This is a genomic window from Mesorhizobium sp. WSM4833 (genome assembly GCF_055811095.1).
In genome coordinates this window covers 42561-62609 of sequence record NZ_JBVVQG010000012.1, presented here as the reverse complement: position 1 = coordinate 62609, position 20049 = coordinate 42561, and the positions used below count along the sequence as shown (strand labels likewise).

Genomic DNA, 20049 nt, shown 5'->3' with positions numbered 1-20049 from the left:
TCGCCTGCGCTGACGGAGCAGCAAACGAAAAACCCGCCAGTGCGGCGGGTCACCGGCGCAAATCAGCACCATGGACGAAAATGTACCATAGCTGAGGTCATCGAGTCAAGAAAAAATTCCTATGTCCAAAGGCGCCGTCGTTGACAGCGGCGGCGGCATGCGTCCACTATTTCCCGGCACGGGAGGATCGTGAAAGCAATGGCGGAAGTGTCCCTGGTCCTGATCGACCGGCTGCTGGCGATATCGCGGGCGCTTGCCGGCCATATCGATCCCGGCACGGCGTTCCGCGCGACAGCCATCGAGATCGGCTCGCTCATCCCGCACGACCACATGGATCTGGCGGTGCTGTCGCATGATGGGCGCCGGCACGCCTGTTACGAAGCCGGCTTCCACACCAGCTGGAGCGAGCTTGCCCAGCATCCGCTGCCGACCGAAGTCAGCCCGATCCGCTCGGTGCTGTGGGGCGAAGTCCCCTATCTGCTCGCCGACGACGCGCTGAGCGACGAGCGGTTCCATTTCGCCACCGCTATCGATGGTCCGATCTTCGCCGCCAGGCTGCGCAGCCGCATCGTCGTGCCGCTCAGGGCGCGCGGCGGCATCATCGGCGCGCTCAACATCAGCCGGCACGAGGTCGACTGCTACACGCTTGCCGATGTCGCGGTCGCGCAACAATGCGCCGACCTGATCGCGCCCTACATCTTCGCGCTGATCCAGACCGAGGAGGCGCGCCGCGCTATGCTGGCCGAGAGCGAGGCGCGAAATCGCGTCGAGCTGCTGCGCGTCGGCGCCTCGCAATTGACCGAAGGCATGGAGCGCGAACGCCGGCGCATGGCCATGGACCTGCACGACCAGACGCTTGCCGATCTCGCCCGGATCGCGCGCCAGCTCTCGGCACTTCGCGGCCAGGGCGTGGCGCGGGCAGCACAGCTTGCCGATCTCGAGAAGGAGGTCGCCGGCTGCCTGACGGAACTGCGCCACATCGTCGACGACATGCGGCCGAGCGTGCTTGAACTGTTCGGCCTGCGCGATGCGGTCGAGGCGCATCTCAACCGCAGCGTCGCCAGGGCCAAGCCGCCGATCGCCGTACGCATCGCCGACACCAGCGACGGCGGCGCCGACACCCTGTCGGAGCCAGTGCGGACCGCGCTCTACCGGATCGTGCAGGAAGCGATCAACAATGCCGTTCGCCATGCCGCGCCGCACCGCATCGACGTGCTGCTGGCGTCGACCGCGAGCGTGCTGCGGGTGATCGTGACGGATGACGGCCAGGGCTGCGGCGCCGTTGACCCGGCCGCGTATGGCGGCATCGGCCATATGCACACTCGGGCAGCCCTTATCGGGGCGCGGCTGCGCATCGGCCAGGCCGGCCGCAAGAACGGCGGCACCCGTGTCGTCGTCGAGATCGACCGCCAGCCATCACGGGAACTGGCGGCGGCTGCAACAATGCCTGGCGAACTCGCCGTATCGGAGGCCATGTGATGCTTGTGATGATCGCCGAGAATGACGGGCTCCACCGTAGCTTCGCGCGGCGGACCGTGGAGCAATTGTGGCCCGGTGACGTCGAGGTGATCGAAGCGAGCGACGGCGAGGACGCCATCAACCTGGCGACTGAGCGCGAGCCACTGCATGTCGTGCTCGATTTGCAGATGCCGAAGGCGACGGGAATCGAAGTTGCCAGGGCGATCTGGAACCGCCGCGCCGGCACGCACATCCTGTTCTGGTCGAATTTCGCCGACGAAGCCTATGTGCGCGGCGTGGCGCGCATCGTCCCGCCCGGCTCTGTCTACGGTTATGTGCTGAAATCGGCAACGGAGGAAGGCATGCGGTCCGCCCTGCGCGGGGTTTTCCGCGAAGGCCACTGCATCATCGACCGCGAGATCCGCGGCATCCAGCATCGCGTTCAGGACAAGTTCGAGGGCATTACCGACGGCGAATATGAAAGCCTGATCGACATCGCGCTCGGCCTGACCGACCGGGCGATCGCGGCACGTCGCGGCCTGTCGATCCGTGGTGCGCAGAGCCGCATCAAGCACTGCTACGACAAGCTCGGCATCGTGCCGGCGGAGGACGGCACCGGCGATGCTTCCGTGTTCAACTCGCGGACGCGGGCGATCTATCTCGCCATGGCGCGTGGCCTGATCAACATCGACGCACTGCGCCGCGAACAGGACCGGCTCGACGCCTGGCTGGCGGAGCACTGAAACAGCGGCGGCCACAAGCCGGAACATCGGAAGGTCCGGCGCATTGCTAGTGAACGCCAACTCAACGCCTGCGGATCCGAAGTGCGACCCTCATTTGCAGATTCATGGCACCTGGTGCGCGAAAGCGTCGTCGGTTTCATCGACGACAATGCGCTCAGCCATGGTGCGGCGATGGCCTTTTATGCCGCCACCTCGCTGGCGCCGATCTTGCTGATCGTGGTTGCGATTGCTGGTCTCGTCTTCGGCCACGATGCCGCACAATTGGCCTTGTCCGCGCAGATATCAGGGCTGATGGGACCGGAAAGCGCCGATCTCCTCAAGACTGCGCTGGAAAGTGCATCCGGCAGGCTGTACGGCACCTGGGCCGCGATCATAGGGCTTGTCACTTTGCTGGTGGCCGCGTCTGGCGTCTTCGGCGAAATGCAGCAGTCGTTGAACACAATCTGGAAGATCGAACCGCAAGGCAATTCCCTGTCGCGTCTGGTGCGGGCACGGGCCGCCAGTCTGGGGTTGGTGGCCGCACTCGGGTTCCTGTTGCTGGTCTCTCTCATCGCAAGCGCCGCGATTTCGGCACTGGGCGCTTTCATCAACGCCCATCTGCCGTTTGGAACGATCATACTCAGCGGGATCAACGGCGTCGTTTCGTTTGCGCTTATCGCCGTGATGTTTGCCGCCATTTACAAGGTTTTGCCCGATCGAACCCTGGAATGGCGCGATGTGGCAATTGGCGCTGTCGGGACCGCGGCCCTGTTCACATTGGGAAAATCGCTTATCGGCTGGTATATCGGCACCAGCGCGATTGCGTCGTCGTATGGCGCCGCCGGCGGACTGCTCGTGATATTGCTCTGGGTTTACTACTCGTCGGAGATTTTCCTCCTCGGTGCCGAGTTCACGCGCGCCTATTCCGTTCGCCACGGCAGCCGGTCCGATCTGAAAACCTTGGTTCACAGCCCTCTGCCCGCGCAGCACGACTCATTTCGCGCAGGGCAAAAATCCAACTCTGCCGGCGTTGTCGTGCTCGTGGCGGTGGCGTGCGCGAGCGCAACCTTGACCGCGCTTTTGCGAAGTGTTCGCCGGCCCTGATCTGACGTCGCCGGTATTCTACGCTCGATAGGCACGGGCGACTGTGCAAATGCACAGTCGCCCGTGCGCTTTGACCCGTATCGGCTCGTCGGGACCGCGCCTACGCTCTGCCCCAACAAGAAGACTGTATCGGGAAGCGCTCATGCCATTCGTCACCATGCGGAGTAGCACGGCTGTTCGCGCCGGGAGCCGATGATGTCGGTGCCGGCGCGTGCGCGTCATTCCGGTTTCGACGACGTCGTCGGCGATGCGACCATTGAGATGGTGGCGAGCGGCTTCGGCTTCCTCGAAGGGCCGGTCTGGCATCCCTATGAGAAATGGCTGGTCTTCTCCGACATTCCGGAAAGCCGGATGTATCGCCGCAGTGCCGAGGGCGAGATCGAGCTGTTCCGCGAGCCGAGCCACAAGGCCAATGGCAACACGCTGGACCGCCAGGGGCGGCTGGTCACCTGCGAGCACGCAACGAGCCGCGTGACCCGCGCCGAGCCCAACGGCAGCGCAACAGTGCTTGCCACGCACCATCAGGGCAAGCAGCTCAACAGCCCGAACGATATCGTCGTTGCCACCGGCGGATCGATCTACTTCACCGATCCGGGCTATGGCCGGAGGGAGTTCTATGGCGTGCCACGCCCGCAGGAGCTGCCGTTCCAGGGCGTCTACCGCATCGATGGCGACGGCGCCCGGCTGACATTGCTGGCCGACGATTTCGGGCAGCCGAACGGGCTGTGCTTTTCGCTGGACGAGTCGCGGCTGTTCATCAACGACACCGAACGCGGGCACATCAGGGTGTTCGGCGTCGAAGCCAATGGCGACCTCAATGGCGGCGCGGTGTGGGCAGTAACCGAGGGCGAGGGGCCGGGAGCGCCCGACGGCATGAAGATCGACAGCCGCGGCAATCTTTACTGCACCGGACCCGGCGGCATCCACATTTTCGACGCGTCGGGCACCATTCTTGGCGTCATCCGGACGCCTGAAGATTGCGCGAATTTCACCTTCGGCGACGACGATTTGCAAAGCCTCTACATTGCCGCGTCGACGTCGCTGTACCGGCTCAGGGTGCGCGTGCCGGGATTGAGACTGTTTTGAGCTCGCGACAATCCGTGCTCAAATCAGAGTTGGGAGTGAGGCCGGGGTCAAAGCCGGTGGGAATGCAGCAGTCAACACATCTGGGAGGATAACGACATGAAGAAACTGTTCGTTCTGGGCGCTCTGGCGGCAATGCTCGCTTCGGGCACGGCGCTGGCCGACACCAGTGGCAAGAAGATTGCTTTTTCCAACAATTATGCCGGCAATTCCTGGCGACAGGCGATGCTCGACAGCTATGGCATCGTCACCAAGAAGGCGGTCGCCGACAAGGTGGTCGGCGCGGCCGACATCTTCACCACCGCCGACAAGGAGGTGCCGACGCAAGCGGCGCAGGTGCAGAACCTGATCCTGCAGGGCTATGACGCGATCGTCATCAACGCTGCCTCGCCGGATGCGCTCAACGGCGCCATCAAGCAGGCCTGCGATGCCGGCATCGTCGTCGTCTCCTTCGATGGCACCGTGACCGAGCCTTGCGCCTACCGCGTCGTCGTCGACTTCAAGGACATGGGCAAGCAGGAAGTCGAGCAGATGGCCAAGTTCCAGCCCAAGGGCGGCAATCTGCTTGAAATCCGCGGCCTTGCCGGCACCTCGATTGATGATGCCATCCATGCCGGCATCCTCGAAGGCGTCGCCGCCCATCCCGAGTTCAAGATCGTCGGTTCGGTGACCGGCGACTGGGACCAGACGACGGCGCAAAAGGCGGTGGCGACCATCCTGCCGTCGCTGCCCGACATCGTCGGCGTCGTCGATCAGGGCGGCGACGGTTACGGCGCCGCACAGGCCTTCGCCGCCGCTGGCAAGCCGCGCCCGACCATCATCATGGGCAACCGCCAGGACGAGTTGCAGTGGTGGAAGGAGCAGAAGGACAAGGACGGCTACCAGACCTGGTCGGCGTCGATCGCGCCCGGCGTGTCGTCGCTCGCCTTCTGGGTGGCGCAGCAGGTGCTCGACGGCCGCACCGACATCCCGCATGACCTGCTGGTGCCGTATCTGGCCTTCACCCAGGACGATTTCGAGGCCGAGCTGCCAAAGATCCCCAAGGGCGGCGTCGCCAGCCACGAATACACGCAGGAAGACGCGATCGCGGCCATCAAAGCCAACATCAAGTGAATGTCGGCCAAGCGTTGCCGTCCGTATCGCCAAGCGAGTATCGTTGAGCATGCCCAGGGGTAACGCTGACATCATCAGACTGAACGGCGCCGAAAAGCATTTCGGCGCCGTTCGCGCGCTGGCCGGCGTGGATTTTCACGTCGGACCCGGCGAATGCGTCGGGCTCGTCGGCCACAATGGCGCCGGCAAATCGACGCTGATGCACATGGTGGCGGGCACGCTGGTGCCCGACAGCGGGCAGATCGGCGTGCATGGCGACATCGAGGACAACTACTCGGTGTCGCGCGCGCAGCAGCTTGGCATACGCTGCGTCTTCCAGGAGCTGTCGCTGTGCCCCAATCTCAGCGTCGCCGAGAACACACGCATCAACCACGCTTCGCTGCATGGCTTCGGCTGGCGGCGCAAGGCGGCCGAGCTGATCGCCGCCAAGCTCGACGAGATCTTTCCGGGTCATAGCATCTCGGCGTCGGACATTGTCGGCGACCTGTCGATCGGCCGTCGCCAGATGGTCGAAGTGGCGCGCGCCTTCACCGTCACGCAGGATCGTCTCGACCTCGTCATCCTCGACGAGCCGACATCGTCGCTCGACGCGCATACGGCGGGCCAGTTGCTGGCCTTCGTGCGCCGCTTCGTCGCCGGCGGCAAAAGCTGCATCCTGATCTCGCATGTGCTGGGCGAGGTGCTGCGCAACGCCGACCGCATCGTGGTGATGCGCGACGGCAAGGTGGTTGTCGCCGACGCCGCCACCGCCTTCGACCGTAACCGGCTGGTGACGGCGATGGGCGGCGCGGAAGCGCGCCAGAAGATCGCGGCGCAAATCGCTGCCGCCAAGCCCGCCGCCAGTCCGCTGAGGGTCCGGGCGCGGCCCGCCGCGCAGAAGGACGGCACCGACCTCGTCGCCTGCGCCGGGGAGATCATCGGCCTTGCCGGGCTGGCCGGACATGGCCAGACAGACCTGCTGCTGGCGATCTTTAGCGGGGCATCGCGCGCCCGGGCCGGCATCGAGGTGACAGCGCCGGTGGCGCTGGTCGCCGGCGACCGCCAGTCGGATGGCATCTTTCCGCAATGGTCGATTGCTGAGAACATCGGCATCCGCTCGCTGGCGCGGCTGCGCAGCGGGCTGCTGATCTCGCCGCAGCGTGAGGCCGAGCTTGCCGCATTTTGGCAGAAGAAGATCGGCATCCGTACGCCTGATATGAACAACAACATTTTCTCGCTATCGGGCGGCAACCAGCAGAAGGCGCTGTTTGCGCGTGCGCTCGGCTCGGATGCACAGATCGTGCTGATGGACGACCCGATGCGCGGCGTCGACATCGGCACCAAGCTGGAGGTCTACGACCTCGTGCGCGAGGAGGCTGCCCGAGGCCGTACCTTCCTCTGGTACACCACGGAAACCGAAGAGCTCGACAATTGCGACCACATCTATGTCTTCAAGAACGGCCGCATCGTCGCCAATCTGCGTCGCGACGAGTTGACCGAAGAGAAGATCATCCAGTCCTCCTTCGGCGATGCGGCCTGAGATGACGGCCGCCAGCCTCGACACCGCTGCCAGGACTTCCGCCGAACGTGGCGCGCTGGCCCGTGCGCGCCTGCTGCGCGGGCTGCTGCCGGCGCTGTCGCTGGCGCTGGTGCTGCTCGCCATCGCCTGGCTCAACCCGCGCGCCATCAGCTATTTCGGCTTCAGCCTGATGCTGAACCTGGCGATCCCGATCGCGCTGGCGACGATCGCGCAGATGTTCGTCATTGCCGGAAACGAGCTCGACCTGTCGATCGGCACTTTCGTCGGCTTCGTCGGCTGTGTCACCGCGACCTGGCTGAAGGACGCGCCGCTGCTCGGCGCCGCCATCCTGCTCGGATCGATCGGCGTCTATGCGCTGCTCGGCGCACTGATCCATCTGCGCAATTTGCCTTCGATCGTGGTGACGCTCGGCATGAGCTTCGTCTGGCAGGGGCTCGCGATTCTCGTCCTGCCCAAACCGGGCGGCAAGGCGCCGGACTGGCTGCTCGGGCTGATGGCGTTCAAGCCGCCTTTTGTGCCGTTCCCGATCATTGCGGCGCTGCTGATCGGCCTTATCGTCCATTTTGGCCTGATGCGCACCTCCTATGGCGTGATCCTGCGCGGCTCGGGCGGCAATCCGGCGGCACTCGGTCGCGCCGGCTGGTCGCTGCTCCGAACCAAGATCGTGCTGTTTGCGCTCGCCGGCCTGTTCGGCGTGCTGTCCGGCATGGCGCTGATCGGCATCACCACTTCGGCCGATGCCAATATCGGCAATGGCTACACGCTGCTGGCGATCGCCGGCGTCATCCTCGGCGGCGGCGAATTCGTCGGCGGCCGGGTGTCGCCGATCGGTGCGGTGATCGGCGCGCTGACGCTGGCGCTGGCCGCCTCGCCGCTGCTCACCTTCATGCACATCCCGCCGGACTGGCAGGTGGCCGCCAACGGCGCCATCCTGATCATCGTGCTGGCGGCGCGCGTGCTGATCAGCCGCAAGGAGAGGTGAGCGATGACATCGGTGAGATCGCTGCTTACCAAACCCTGGATCTGGTCGTTCATTGGCGCCTTGCTGGTGTGGCTGGCGACGATCGCCTTCACCGGCGGCTATGGCGGGGGTGGCATGGTGACGGCAGCCCTTTCGCTGGCGGTATTCACCGTCATTGTCGGCGTCGGCCAGATGTTCGTCATCACGCTGGGACCAGGCAATGTCGACCTGTCGCTGCCGGCCAATATCGGCCTTGCCAGCGCCGTCGCGATGAAGGTGATGGACGGCAACGATTCCATGATCGCGGTCGGGCTTTTGGCGGCACTTGCCTGCGGGGCGGCGATCGGCGCCGCCAACTACCTGCTGATCTGGGCGCTGCGCATCCCGCCGATCATCGCCACGCTATCGGCCAGCTTCATCATCCAGTCGATCGACATCAGCTATGGCCGCGGGTTGCAGATCAAGCCGCCGCCGGGCTTCGCCGATTTCGCCAACTGGCAGGTGCTGGGCATTCCGGTGCTGGCAATCCTCACGGTATTGTTCACCGTCGGCGCGGCCATCGCGCTGCAGCGTATGATCTATGGCCGCTCGGTGCTGGCGATCGGGCAGAACATCCGCGCCGCCTGGCTCGCCGGCGTCAATGTCGGACGCATTCGCTTCCTCACCTACACTCTGTCGGGCGCGCTCGGCGGCATCGACGGCGCGCTGCTCGCCGGCTATTTCCGCGGCGCCAATGTCGACATCGGCAACGAATACCTGCTGGCCTCGATCGCCGTCGTCGTCATTGGCGGCACGTCGGTCGCCGGCGGCAAGGCCAATGTCCCCGGCGTCTGGGGCGCGGCTTTGTTCCTGGTGCTGCTTTTGACCATGCTCAACACGTTTGGGGTGAGCGCCGGGGTGCGGTTGCTGCTGACGGGGCTGATCATTGTCGGGGTGATCACGGCGGCGGGCGGGCAGAAGGCGCTGCGGTAGTCTCCGCCTTCGTCGTCCCAGACACCTTCAAGGCCTGTAATCATTGTGCCAGGCCGACATCCGGTTCCCTTCGACGTTATGGCGCTGTAAATCCCGTTCGCGTGGCCACGGCCGCTGAATAATGCTGGGAGGTTTGCGTGTCCGATTTTGTGAAGGTCAGCCGCGACGGCGACGTTGCCGTCGTCACCATCGACAATCCGCCGGTCAACGCGCTGAGCTTCCATGTCCGCGAACCGCTGATGCAGGCGCTGGTCGAATTGCGCGACGATGCGTCGGTTGCCGCCATCGTCATTGCATGCGCCGGCCGGACCTTTGTCGCCGGCGCCGACATCACCGAGTTCGGCAAGCCGATGCAGCAGCCCGAACTGCGCGCCATCGTGGCGACGCTGGAAACCATCGCCAAGCCGACGGTCGCAGCCATCCACGGCACCGCGCTCGGCGGCGGGCTGGAGCTGGCGCTGGGCTGCCATTTCCGTGTTGCCGATGCCGGCGCCAAGCTCGGCCTGCCGGAAGTCAAACTCGGCCTGCTGCCCGGTGGCGGTGGCACGGTACGGTTGCCGCGCCTTGTCGGCGCGGTGAAGGCGTTGAAGATGATCGTCTCAGGTGCGCCGATCGGCGCGACCGAGGCGCACGCCGCCGGTCTCGTCGATGCCGTCTTCGAAGGCGATCTGACCACGCATGCCGTGAACTTCGCTGGGGAAATCGCCCGCAAGGGTGGTCCCTTCACGCCGGTGTGCGATCGCAATGATGGTCTCAAGCAGACCGATCTCGCGGCGTTCGACGCCGAGGCTGCGGATCTTGCCAAGAAAGCGCGCGGGCTCGAGGCGCCGATCGCTTGCGCGCAGTCGGTGCGCAATGCCGTCACGCTGCCCTTCGATGCGGCGCTGGCGGCAGAGCGTGCGCTGTTCGTCAAACTGGTCGCCAGCGACCAGTCGCGGGCGCAGCGGCATCTGTTCTTCGCCGAACGTGAGGCGGCAAAGCTTCCGAGCAAGGACATCGTCAAGCGGAGGATCGCCCGCGTCGGCGTCATCGGCGCCGGTACGATGGGGGGCGGCATTGCCATGGCCTTCGCCAATGGCGGCTATTCCGTGATTTTGCTGGAAACCAGCCACGAGGCCCTGCAACGCGGCTTGGCGACCATCGACAGGAACTACTCGGTGTCCGTCAGGCGCGGTTCGCTCGGCGAGGACGCCAAGCAACAGCGGCTCGCCCAGTTCAAGGGCTCCACCGACTATGCCGATCTCGCCGATTGCGACCTGATCGTCGAGGCGGTGTTCGAAGACATGGCGGTCAAGAAGGAGGTTTTCGGCAAGCTCGAAGCCGTGGCCAAGCCCGGCGCGATCCTCGCCACCAACACCTCCTATCTCGACATCAACGAAATCGCTGCCTCGACCTCGCGGCCGCAGGATGTGCTCGGCCTGCATTTCTTTTCGCCGGCCAATGTCATGAAGCTCTTGGAGATCGTGCGCGCCGAGAAGACCGCGCCCGATGCGCTGGCGACATCAGTCGACCTGGCGAGGCGGATCGGCAAGGTGGCCGTCGTGGTCGGCATCTGCCACGGCTTCGTCGGCAACCGCATGCTTGCCGCGCGGGGCTCGGAATCGGAAGCGCTTCTTCTGGAAGGCGCAACGCCCAGCCAGATCGACCAGGTGTTCACCGATTTCGGCTGGCCGATGGGGCCATTCCAGATGGGCGATCTCGCCGGCCTCGACATTGGCTGGCGCAACCGCAAGGCACGCGGCCAGAAAGCCGTGATCGCCGACACGCTGTGCGAACAAGGACGCTTCGGCCAGAAGACCGGCCGGGGTTTTTATCTCTATGAGGCTGGCGCGCGCACGCCAGTGCCGGATCCCGAGGTTGAAGCGCTGATCCGCGACAAGGCCGCCGAGAACGGTATCGCACCGCGTGCGATCAGTGCGGAGGAAATCGTAGAGCGCACGCTTTACCCCCTGATCAACGAGGGCGCCAAGATCCTGGAGGAAGGCATAGCGGCCCGTGCGTCCGACATCGATGTCGTCTGGGTCAATGGCTACGGCTTTCCCATCGGCAAGGGCGGACCGATGTTCTGGGTTGGCCTTGAAGGTCCGGCCAGGATCATCGAGCGGCTCGAATACTGGCATCAACGGACGGGCAAGGATGTGTTCAAGCCGGCGCCGTTGCTGAAGCGGATGGCCGAGACCGGGTCGTGGGAAGCCGGCGGTTAGAGAGCCTACCGGATCCGTGCATCGATGATCTCGACGAAGCGCGCGAACAGGCCGGCCTGCGAATTGATCTTGAGCTTGCGGTAGATGTTGCGGCGATGGACCTTCACGGTTCCCGGCACGATGCGCATGGCGCGGGCGATCGACTCCGTCGAATGCCCCTGCAACACCAGGTCGACGACATGCTTTTCGCGCGGCGTCAGCGACAGGCTCTGCCAGATATGGGCGCGGTCGAACTCGTTGACCATAGCGGCCGTCTCGTCCTGCTTCGCTTCCGCCGTTTCGTCGGCCGGAAGAGCAGGCCAGCGCAACCTGATGAAGCTGATCACCGCGGGAGCCATGTCGCGCAGCAATCTGGCATCGGCGGTGCCGAAAGGGCCTGAAGCGCGCAGCCGCATCAGCGACAACACCAGCGCATCCTTGCCCGGCAGCGGCACGAAGAAGCCGACCTCCTCGGCCAGCCTGGTCTGGCTGTAATAGGAGCGGAAATACTCGCTGGCATAGAAACGGTCCGGCGCCAGCTCGCGCATGCGCCAGAACCCTTCCTTGCGCTCGACCGCAGCGTGATGGAACGGATCGAGCAGATACGGCCCTTCCTGATAGAGCGCGACGAACACATGGCTCTCGGTGGGCGAGAAGGTCTCGAACAGCAGCGGCGGGCGCGAGGCGCCGCGATAGCCGAAGATCACGCAGTGATCGAATCTAACGTGCTGCCGCAGCCACTCGACCAGCGCCTGGCCAAAGAGATCGCCGCTGGTCTCCCGCGTCGTCGCGACGAGCGTGGCGAGCCGGCTGTATTCGTCGCTGCGGGACAATGCTACCCCCTTAAACGAGAAAATAGACCAGATATACCACCTGAGAGGTATATACTAGCCGCCATTGGCTCTGGTAGCGTTCCGATATTGCCCTGTTGCTGGAGCCATCAGCCTTGACCGCAGTGCCCGACATCGAGTTTCGCGGCGTCACCAAGCGCTATGGCGCGGTGACCGCGGTCAGCGGCATCGATCTCGCTGTCCCGCCCTCCGCCTTTGTCGCGCTGCTCGGTCCCTCCGGCTGCGGCAAGACCACCTGCCTGCGCATGATCGGCGGCTTCGAACAGCCGAGCGAAGGCCAGGTGTTCATTCGCGGCCAGGACATGGCCGGCACGCCGCCCTACCGGCGGCCGGTCAACATGGTGTTCCAGCAATACGCGCTGTTTCCGCATCTCGATGTCGAGGACAATGTCGCTTACGGGCTGCGCCAGGCGCGGCCAAGGCTGTCTTCGCGCGAGATCGCCTCAAGGGCGGGCGAGGCGCTCGAAATGGTGCGGCTCGCCGGCTATGGCCGCCGCAAGATCCACGAACTGTCGGGCGGCCAGCAGCAGCGTGTGGCGCTTGCCCGCGCCCTGGTCAACAAGCCGGCGGTGCTCTTGCTCGATGAGCCGCTGGCGGCGCTCGACAAGAAGCTGCGCACCGACATGCAGATCGAGCTGCAGAACCTGCAGCGCGAGATCGGCATCACCTTCGTGCTGGTCACGCACGACCAGGAGGAAGCGCTGTCGATGAGCGATTTCGTCTGCGTCATGAATGGCGGCCGCATCGTCCAGCTCGGGCAGCCGAGCGAGATCTATGACGAACCGGCCGACTTGTTTGTTGCCGATTTCGTCGGCAAGACCAATCTTTTGAGCGGTACCGTCGCCGGGCATACCGGCGATCTGGTGGAAGTGGCGCTTGCCGACGGCACCGTCATTGCGGCGCGCAAACGGACCGCCTTGCAGCAGGGCGAGGTCGTTTCGGTCAGCCTGCGTCCTGAATCGCTCAGTCTCGGCGCCCAGGCAAGCGGCCCATTCAAGGGCATCGTCCGCAACCGGATATTCCTGGGCTCGACGGCGGAATACGCGATCGAGGTCAAGGGCATCGGAACGCTGCTGGCCAAAGCCGATCACCTGATCGGTCACGGCAATCTCTTCAAGCCGGGTGAACCCGTCGCCATCGGCTTTGCCTCCGGAACGCCGCTGGCGTTTGCGGAGACCAAGAACAACGGGGCCAACCAGAGGGTAGATAAACATGTCGAAATCATATCGTGACGGACTGCCGATAAGCCCCGAGAATTTCGTCGACCAGCTGATGCGTTTGAAGCGCGGCTCGATCGGCCGCCGCGACTTTCTCGGTCTCACCGGCCTTGGCATTGCCACTGCGGTGATGGCGCGCGAGATCGGCATCATGCCGACACCGGCCTTTGCCGCGGAAAGCCTTGGCGATCGCATGTCGATCGCCACCTGGCCGAACTATCATGACCCGGCGACCTTCGAGAACTTCAAGAAGGACACCGGCGTCGCCGTCGAGGTCAACGTGTTCGGCTCCAATGAGGAGATGCTGGCCAAGCTGCAGGCCGGGGCCTCGGGCTGGAGCCTGTTCGTGCCGACCAATTACACGATCTCGACCTACAAGAAGCTCGGCATCATCGAGCCGCTGGAGATGGCGAAGCTGCCGAATTTCGACGGCTCGCAAGAGGATCCGCGCTTCACCTCGGAGGGCACGATCGATGGGACGATCTACGCCGTGCCGAAGAACTGGGGCACCACCGGCTTTGCCGTCAACACCAAGAAGCTGACCAAGCCGATGACCAGCTGGAAGGAGTTCTGGGACACCGCCATGGCGGAAGGCGACAGCCGTACCATGGTGCATGACTACCAGCTGACCACGATCGGCAATGCGCTGAAATATTACGGCTACTCGTTCAATTCGCTCAAGCAGGACGAACTGGCCAAGGCGGAGGAGCTGCTGCTGAAGGTCAAGCCGCATCTGTTCGCGGTCTCCTCCGACTACCAGCCGGGGATGCGCGCCGGCGACGCGTGGATGACCATGTGCTGGACGAATGACGGCGCGCAGCTGCATCGCGACATTCCCGAGATCGCCTATGTGCTGGGCAAGGAAGGCGGCGAGATCTGGACCGATTTCTATGCCATTCCGAAAGACGCGCCGAACAAGCCCGCCGGTTACGCGCTGCTCAACTACCTAATGAATCCGCAGGTGGCGGTGAAGGAGCATTTGGCCAATGGTGCGCCGTCGACCGATGCGCGCGTCAACAAGCTGCTGCCCAAGGAGGTGCTCGACAACCCGATCCTCTATCCGGCAGCCGACCTGTTGACGCCGCTGGAATTCGGCGCGGCGGCAACGTTGACCGACCCCGGCCGTGCCGAACTGATGGCGCGCTTCAAGTCGGCCTGAGCCAGGCGGCCTCAAATTCGACTCAGATAATTTGACCGGCGGGTTTATGCCCGCCGGCACCGGGGCAATCTTTCCATGCACGGCAGCCGTCTTCGTAGGAATTTTCTGACCGCCATGCTGCTCGGTCCGGCGACAGCGTGGCTGGTGGTGTTCCTGGTGCTGCCGTTCATCGCCATCGCCGTGTTCAGCGTCGGCGAACGCGCACCGGAAGGCGGCTATCAGGCCGCCTTTACGCTGGCGCAATATGCCAATCTTCCGGCGCGGGCGACCGCCTTCTGGAACACGATGGTGCTGGCGCCGGTGGGAGCGCTCGCCTGCCTTCTCGTCGCTTATCCCGTTGCCTACTATCTCGCCTTGCGCGCGCCGCAGCGCTGGCGGCTGATCCTGCTCGCGCTGGTCGTCATTCCGTTCTGGACCAGCCTGCTGATGCGGACCTATGCCTGGATGTACATTCTGGGCGGGCGCGGCATTCCGGCGCTGCTCGCCTTTGTCGGCATCGAGGATGTCAGGCTGATCAACACGCCGGGCGCGGTGCTGCTCGGCATCGTCTATGGCTACCTGCCGCTGATGATCCTGCCGGTCTATGTCAGCCTCGAACGGCTTGACCGCAGGCTGCTGGAGGCCTCCGCCGATCTCGGCGCGACACCGCTTTCGACCTTCCTCGGCGTGACACTGAAACTGTCGCTGCCGGGCGTCATGACCGGCTTCTCGCTGGTGATGATCCTGCTGCTCGGCGAATATCTGATCCCGACGCTGCTTGGCGGCGGCAAGGTGTTCTTCATCGGCAATGCGCTGGTCGATCTGTTCCTGCAATCGCGCAACTGGCCGTTCGGATCGGCCATCGCCATCACGCTGGTGCTGGTCTCGGTGGTGGTGCTGATTGCCGCAAACCGCATTTCGACCCGAGTTTCGGGCGCGCGCCGGGTGGATCTGATCTGATGCGGGCTTTCGTCATTGCGGTGTTCGCTTTCCTCTATCTGCCGATCGCGCTGGTGGTGCTGTTTTCTTTCAACGCCGGCCACCATGCCAGCGAGTTCACCGGCTTTTCGGTGCAATGGTACGGCAAGGCATTGGCGAACCCGTTCCTGGTCGAAGCGCTGAAGAACAGCCTGTTCATCGCCACCACCAGCGCCTTGCTGGCGGCGCTGTGCGGCACCGCGGCGGCACTCGGCCTGGCGCGCGTCGGCGTGCGGACCCGCGCGGTCTTCGACGCACTTCTGGGCGCCGCGATCGTCGTTCCGGGCGTCGTCATCGGCATTTCGACTCTGGTCGCGCTCGTCCAATTGTTCACCGTCGTCAATCCGTTCCTCGCCTCGATCTGGCCCGACGACCAGCCGCCGCGGCTGGCGCTCGGCTACGGTTCGATCATCGCGGCGCACGGGCTGTTCTCGATGGCGCTGGTGACGATGATCGTCGGCACGCGGCTCGGCAGCCTCGACCGCAATCTGGTCGAGGCGTCGAGCGATCTCTACGCGACGCCGTTGACGACGTTCCGCTCGATCGTGCTGCCGCAGATCATGCCGGCGGTCGTTGCCGGCTTCCTGCTCGCCTTCACCTTCTCCTTCGACGATTTCATCATCGCCTTCTTCGTCGCCGGCGCGCAGACGACGCTGCCGATCTATGTCTTCGCGTCGATCCGGCGCGGCGTGACGCCGGAGATCAACGCCATCGCGACGATCGTGCTCGTCGCTTCCGTGCTGCTTGTGGTGCTTGCCCAATGGCAGTTGCGCCAGCGCAAGCCGTCGAACTGAAAGCCGCATCATGATCCTCAAAGACCGCATCGCCGTGGTGACAGGCGCCGGCTCCGGCATCGGGCGCGCCGGCGCCATGATCATGGGCAGGGAAGGCGCGGTGGTCGTCATCGCCGACAGGGATCAGGCCGCCGGGGAAGCAACGGCTTCGGACATCCGCGCGATCGGTGGCCAAGCCGAGGCGATCACGACCGATGTCGCTGATGATGCGGCGGTCGAACAGCTCATTGCCGGCACGCTCGACAGGCATGGGCGCATCGACATCCTGCACAATCACGCCGGCATCCAGATCGGCGGCACGCTGACCGAAGTGGAGGTCGGCGGCATGGATGCCTCGTGGCGGGTCAATGTGCGGGCGCAGTTCCTGGCGGCGAGACAGGTCATGCCCTCGATGATCGCGCAGGGCGGCGGGGTCATCCTCAACACCGCCTCCAATTCGGGCGTGTTCTACGACCGCGAGATGATTGCCTACGCAACTTCCAAACATGCGGTGGTGGCAATGACACGGCAGATGTCGCTCGACTATGCCCGGCACAATGTGCGCGTCAACGCGCTCTGCCCGGGATGGGTCGACACGCCGTTCAACGAACCGTTCATCGCCCAGATGGGCGGACGCGGGGCGATCGAAACCTATGTCCGCACCAAGATCCCGATGGGCCGCTGGGCCAGCGCCGATGAGATCGCCGAAGCGATCCTGTTCCTTGTCTCCGACCGTTCATCCTTCATGACCGGCCAGGCGCTGGTAATCGACGGCGGTGAAAGTATCGGCTGAGCCTTTTGCTTTCGCTATCAACTCCCCTGTTTTCAAAGCTTGTCCGATATACCACGCAAAGACTTTCACCCATGCCGCTGCATGCCGGCAGGACTATAGTCCTGCCGGCATGGGACTTCAGTGCCATGGCCGTCCAAGAGCGTGAATTTGTGTTTGATATCAGTCGGTTAAGTTTCTGGCCGGGTGCCAGATCGCGTATTGAGACAGCATTTGTCTAAAGTTTACTCTGCACTATTAGCAATTCCTCATAGGACGGTCGCTTAGCGGTCGGGCCAGGGCGACGATTCCCGAGGAGATTACCATGACAAACCGGAAAACTCTGCTGGCGGCGCTTGCTGCATTGGCGCTCCTGGCATCTCCGGCGCTCGCCGGCAATGGGCACGGCGGTGGCGGTGGCAATGCCGGAGGCAACGGGCACGGCAACGGCGGTAGCAATGGCAACGGCGGCAATGGCAAGAGCGGCGCTTCGCACGGCAAGTCGTCGTCGGCCCCCGGCCAGGTGGCCAAAGCGGACGACACCACGGTCGACAAGACCACCAAGGTCTCGTCCGTGCCCAAAGGCAAGAACATCCACGCCAAGCTTGGCCGGGTGAGCTCGCTGAAGCGCAACATCAATGCCTATATGAACTCGAAGAGCAAGAAATTCGCCGCCCTTCAGGCATTCGTGACGCAGTCCGCCAAAGCCAAGGTCGCTCAGGCCGCCGCCGACGCAGCACAGGCTAAGCTGGATGCGCTGACGTCCCTGACACCCGATCAGATTGCCGCGATGTCGCCCGAAGATCAGGCGGCCCTGCCTGGGAAGATAGCTGCTCTGCAGGCCGAGGTCGCTGCCGACAACGCTGCTGCTGCTGCGGCCGCGGTCGGCACCGATGATGCATCGCTCGACGCGGCATTGGCGGATATGGCCAACAAGCCCGTCGACGCTGCGGTCACGTCCTGGGCTCAAGACGTCCTTGCCGGCAAGATCGACCAGACGGCTGCCGCGATGCAGACGGAAACGACGCCGTAACGAACCGCCGCCGAAACGGTAGTGGTCAGTCAAAGGCAATGCCGCGGGTTTCACTCGGCGGCATTGCCTTTTCCCGCTCATGGTCGGGCTGGCTATCCAGGGATAGCCACCGAGCTGGCGTCCAGGGATAGCCAGGCTCGAAACACTCAGACATGCTTGCGGCCGCCGGTCTCGCGAAACCAGCTGTCGGGGTAGGGGTACCACCAGTCCTGGATCGCAGGCTTGTGGTCAATGATCACCATCTTGGAGCGGCGGAAAGCGTCGAGGCCCTGGCGTCCGAGTTCGCGGCCGAGGCCGGAGGCCTTCCAGCCGCCGAACGGCAGGGCGTCATTGTCGATCAGCGGGTTGTTGACCCAGACCATGCCGGCTTCGAGCCGTTCCGCCGCCTCGTGGGCTTCGGCCAGATCCGATGTGAACACCGAAGCGCCGAGCCCGAACGGGCTGTCATTGGCAAGCCGGATCGCCTCGTCGAAATCCCTGACCCGGCAGATGGCGGCGACGGGTCCAAAACACTCTTCGCGCACGATCGCCATATCAGGGGTGACGCCGGTCAGGATCGTCGGTTCGTAGAACCAGCCGACATTGTACGCAGGCGGGATACGCCCGCCGGTGACTGCGACGGCGCCATGAGCGATCGCATCGTCGACAAGGCGCATGACTTTGGTCCGCGCGCTTTCGCTGACCAGCGGGCCGATCTCGGTCTTGTCCATGCCGTTGCCGATGCGCAGCGCCCGCGTCCTTTCGGCGAACAGCGCGACGAAGCGGTCATGCACGGAATCGACGACGAAGAAGCGCTCGGCCGAAGTGCAGACCTGGCCGGTGAGGTGGAAGGCGGCGGTGACGCTGCCGGCCGCCGCGATCTCGAGCGGCGCGTGCTCGCTGATGATCAGCGGGTCACTGCCGCCGGCCTCGATGACGCACGGCTTCATGCGTTCGGCGCAGGCCACCGCCACCGCCTTGCCTGCGGCGACCGAGCCGGTGAAGGCAACGGCATGGGTGCGGTCGGAGGCGATCAGCGCCTGTGCTGTGGCCGCTCCGCCGGGCAGGCAGGAGACCAGCCCCTCTGGCAGCGAGCGGAACACGGTCATGTAGTCCAGCGTCGAGAGCGTCGTCGCCTCGGCCGGCTTGATGATGCAGGCATTGCCGGCGGCGAGCGATGCGGCGACCGTCCAGCACATCAGCAGGATCGGGAAATTGTAGGGCATGATGTGTACGGAGACGCCGTAAGGTTCGTAGCGCACATACTGGAACGAACCGGCCTGCGTCGTGCCGGCGATCTTGCCGGCATCGTCGCGCGCCATCTCGGCATAGTAGCGGAAGATCGGCGCGCAATTGGCGATCTCGCCGATCGCTTCGGGGTAGGGTTTGCCCATCTCGCGCACCATCAGCTCGGCGCAACGCGTGAAGTCCGCCGCCTCGATGGCGTTGGCGACGGCATGCAGTTGCTTGGCCCGGCTCTTGGCGTCGAGCTTCTTCCAGGCGGCCTGCGCCCTGGTTGCCGCCGTGAGCACAGCGTCGATCTCGCCGTCGCTGGCGGCGGCAATGGCGCCGACGGTTTCCAGCGTCGCCGGATCGATCACCGGTTTTGCCGCGCCGGTCATCGGCCGGTAGTCCGGATTGACGAAGAAGGTAGGCCGGTCAGGAGAGAAATCCATTTTGTCCTTCTCCATTTATGGAGCCTTTTTGAGAATTCGTCCTGCCGAGGCAGATGGCGTGGCTTTCGAGAACCGGAGCGCAGCGGACATTTAGTCCGTGAGCACCGGAAGCGCAGAAAGCCGCGTCAGGTGTCCGGCAGGGCAGAATTATCGAGAAGGCTCAGCGGATCATGTAGACCTTCTTGATTGTCTCATGGACGGTGCAGACGCCCTTCCAGTCCTGCGGGAAGAACGCTGCCGTATCCGGCTCGATCTCGATGACCTCGCCGGATTCATGCACATAGGTGCAGCGCCCTTCGAGGAAATGGCAGAACTCGTCGCGGGTGACATGGCAGTGCCATTTGCCCGGAGTGCAGACCCAAAGCCCGCATTCGGAGCGGCCTTCCGGCCCCTTGTACAGCAGCTTGCCCGAGGTATGGGATTGGCCCTCGATCATGGTCGGGATGACGCCCCAGTCGACGAGGTCGGTAATGGTAAGCGGGGATTTCATGATGGGGGTTGTCATATCGATTCCTTGGAA

The 20049-nt window shown here is 64.3% G+C and carries 18 protein-coding genes; 15 read left to right on the top strand and 3 right to left on the bottom strand.

Going from position 1 to position 20049, the window contains the following annotated elements; all coding sequences use genetic code 11:
• Window positions 1-198 precede the first annotated feature (198 nt).
• The 9 genes from AC0L2D_RS23250 to AC0L2D_RS23210 all read left to right on the top strand — a co-directional run bounded on the left by AC0L2D_RS23250 (window position 199) and on the right by AC0L2D_RS23210 (window position 11136).
• On the top strand, window positions 199-1479 hold the full coding sequence (locus AC0L2D_RS23250; RefSeq protein ID WP_063173333.1) for a sensor histidine kinase: 1281 nt from the start codon (window positions 199-201) through the stop codon (window positions 1477-1479).
• Window positions 1479-2201 carry a response regulator transcription factor gene (locus AC0L2D_RS23245; protein ID WP_027163049.1) on the top strand — a complete coding sequence of 241 codons (723 nt, stop codon included), beginning with the start codon at window positions 1479-1481 and terminating at the stop codon, window positions 2199-2201. Before AC0L2D_RS23250 ends, AC0L2D_RS23245 begins: the two co-directional genes overlap by 1 nt.
• A gap of 114 nt (window positions 2202-2315) precedes the next feature.
• The gene (locus tag AC0L2D_RS23240; RefSeq protein WP_245267617.1) at window positions 2316-3284 is read left to right on the top strand and encodes a YihY/virulence factor BrkB family protein; all 969 of its coding nucleotides are present in this window, start codon (window positions 2316-2318) and stop codon (window positions 3282-3284) included.
• 195 nt (window positions 3285-3479) lie between these two features.
• On the top strand, window positions 3480-4370 hold the full coding sequence (locus AC0L2D_RS23235) for an SMP-30/gluconolactonase/LRE family protein (RefSeq protein WP_024504760.1): 891 nt from the start codon (window positions 3480-3482) through the stop codon (window positions 4368-4370).
• 96 nt (window positions 4371-4466) lie between these two features.
• Window positions 4467-5480 carry an ABC transporter substrate-binding protein gene (locus AC0L2D_RS23230; protein ID WP_224618919.1) on the top strand — a complete coding sequence of 338 codons (1014 nt, stop codon included), beginning with the start codon at window positions 4467-4469 and terminating at the stop codon, window positions 5478-5480.
• A 49-nt stretch (window positions 5481-5529) separates the two neighbouring features.
• A complete protein-coding gene (locus tag AC0L2D_RS23225) occupies window positions 5530-6999 on the top strand; it encodes a sugar ABC transporter ATP-binding protein (RefSeq protein ID WP_473542573.1) in 1470 nt (489 codons plus the stop codon).
• A 1-nt stretch (window position 7000) separates the two neighbouring features.
• Window positions 7001-7981 (top strand): ABC transporter permease, encoded by a 981-nt coding sequence (locus AC0L2D_RS23220; protein ID WP_164753495.1) that lies wholly within the window; start codon window positions 7001-7003, stop codon window positions 7979-7981.
• Between the two features lie 3 nt (window positions 7982-7984).
• Window positions 7985-8932: an ABC transporter permease gene (locus AC0L2D_RS23215; RefSeq protein WP_013528929.1), complete on the top strand. Its 948-nt coding sequence runs from the start codon at window positions 7985-7987 to the stop codon at window positions 8930-8932.
• A 137-nt stretch (window positions 8933-9069) separates the two neighbouring features.
• Window positions 9070-11136 carry a 3-hydroxyacyl-CoA dehydrogenase NAD-binding domain-containing protein gene (locus tag AC0L2D_RS23210; protein WP_473542571.1) on the top strand — a complete coding sequence of 689 codons (2067 nt, stop codon included), beginning with the start codon at window positions 9070-9072 and terminating at the stop codon, window positions 11134-11136.
• 5 nt (window positions 11137-11141) lie between these two features.
• Here AC0L2D_RS23210 and AC0L2D_RS23205 read toward each other — a convergent pair whose 3' ends face one another.
• A complete protein-coding gene (locus AC0L2D_RS23205) occupies window positions 11142-11948 on the bottom strand; it encodes a response regulator transcription factor (RefSeq protein ID WP_473542569.1) in 807 nt (268 codons plus the stop codon).
• 113 nt (window positions 11949-12061) lie between these two features.
• Between AC0L2D_RS23205 and AC0L2D_RS23200 the strand changes: the two genes are divergently transcribed.
• The 6 genes from AC0L2D_RS23200 (at window position 12062) to AC0L2D_RS23175 (ending at window position 17874) form a co-directional block, all read left to right on the top strand.
• Window positions 12062-13198 carry an ABC transporter ATP-binding protein gene (locus AC0L2D_RS23200; protein WP_127367392.1) on the top strand — a complete coding sequence of 379 codons (1137 nt, stop codon included), beginning with the start codon at window positions 12062-12064 and terminating at the stop codon, window positions 13196-13198.
• The gene (locus tag AC0L2D_RS23195; RefSeq protein WP_024504752.1) at window positions 13179-14342 is read left to right on the top strand and encodes an ABC transporter substrate-binding protein; all 1164 of its coding nucleotides are present in this window, start codon (window positions 13179-13181) and stop codon (window positions 14340-14342) included. Before AC0L2D_RS23200 ends, AC0L2D_RS23195 begins: the two co-directional genes overlap by 20 nt.
• 75 nt (window positions 14343-14417) lie before the next feature.
• Window positions 14418-15281 carry an ABC transporter permease gene (locus tag AC0L2D_RS23190; protein ID WP_064992592.1) on the top strand — a complete coding sequence of 288 codons (864 nt, stop codon included), beginning with the start codon at window positions 14418-14420 and terminating at the stop codon, window positions 15279-15281.
• Window positions 15281-16093 carry an ABC transporter permease gene (locus tag AC0L2D_RS23185; protein ID WP_024504751.1) on the top strand — a complete coding sequence of 271 codons (813 nt, stop codon included), beginning with the start codon at window positions 15281-15283 and terminating at the stop codon, window positions 16091-16093. Before AC0L2D_RS23190 ends, AC0L2D_RS23185 begins: the two co-directional genes overlap by 1 nt.
• 10 nt (window positions 16094-16103) lie before the next feature.
• Complete coding sequence (locus tag AC0L2D_RS23180) at window positions 16104-16865, top strand: SDR family NAD(P)-dependent oxidoreductase (protein ID WP_064992591.1); 762 nt, start codon at window positions 16104-16106, stop codon at window positions 16863-16865.
• A 301-nt stretch (window positions 16866-17166) separates the two neighbouring features.
• Window positions 17167-17874, top strand: coding sequence for a hypothetical protein (locus AC0L2D_RS23175; protein WP_013528937.1), 708 nt, complete (start codon window positions 17167-17169; stop codon window positions 17872-17874).
• Window positions 17875-18020: 146 nt separating this feature from the next.
• On the opposite strand, the gene AC0L2D_RS23170 is transcribed toward AC0L2D_RS23175, so the two are convergent.
• A complete protein-coding gene (locus AC0L2D_RS23170; RefSeq protein ID WP_473542565.1) occupies window positions 18021-19529 on the bottom strand; it encodes an aldehyde dehydrogenase family protein in 1509 nt (502 codons plus the stop codon).
• Window positions 19530-19689: 160 nt separating this feature from the next.
• On the bottom strand, window positions 19690-20034 hold the full coding sequence (locus tag AC0L2D_RS23165) for a cupin domain-containing protein (RefSeq protein ID WP_013528939.1): 345 nt from the start codon (window positions 20032-20034) through the stop codon (window positions 19690-19692).
• Between the last annotated feature and the right edge of the window lie 15 nt (window positions 20035-20049).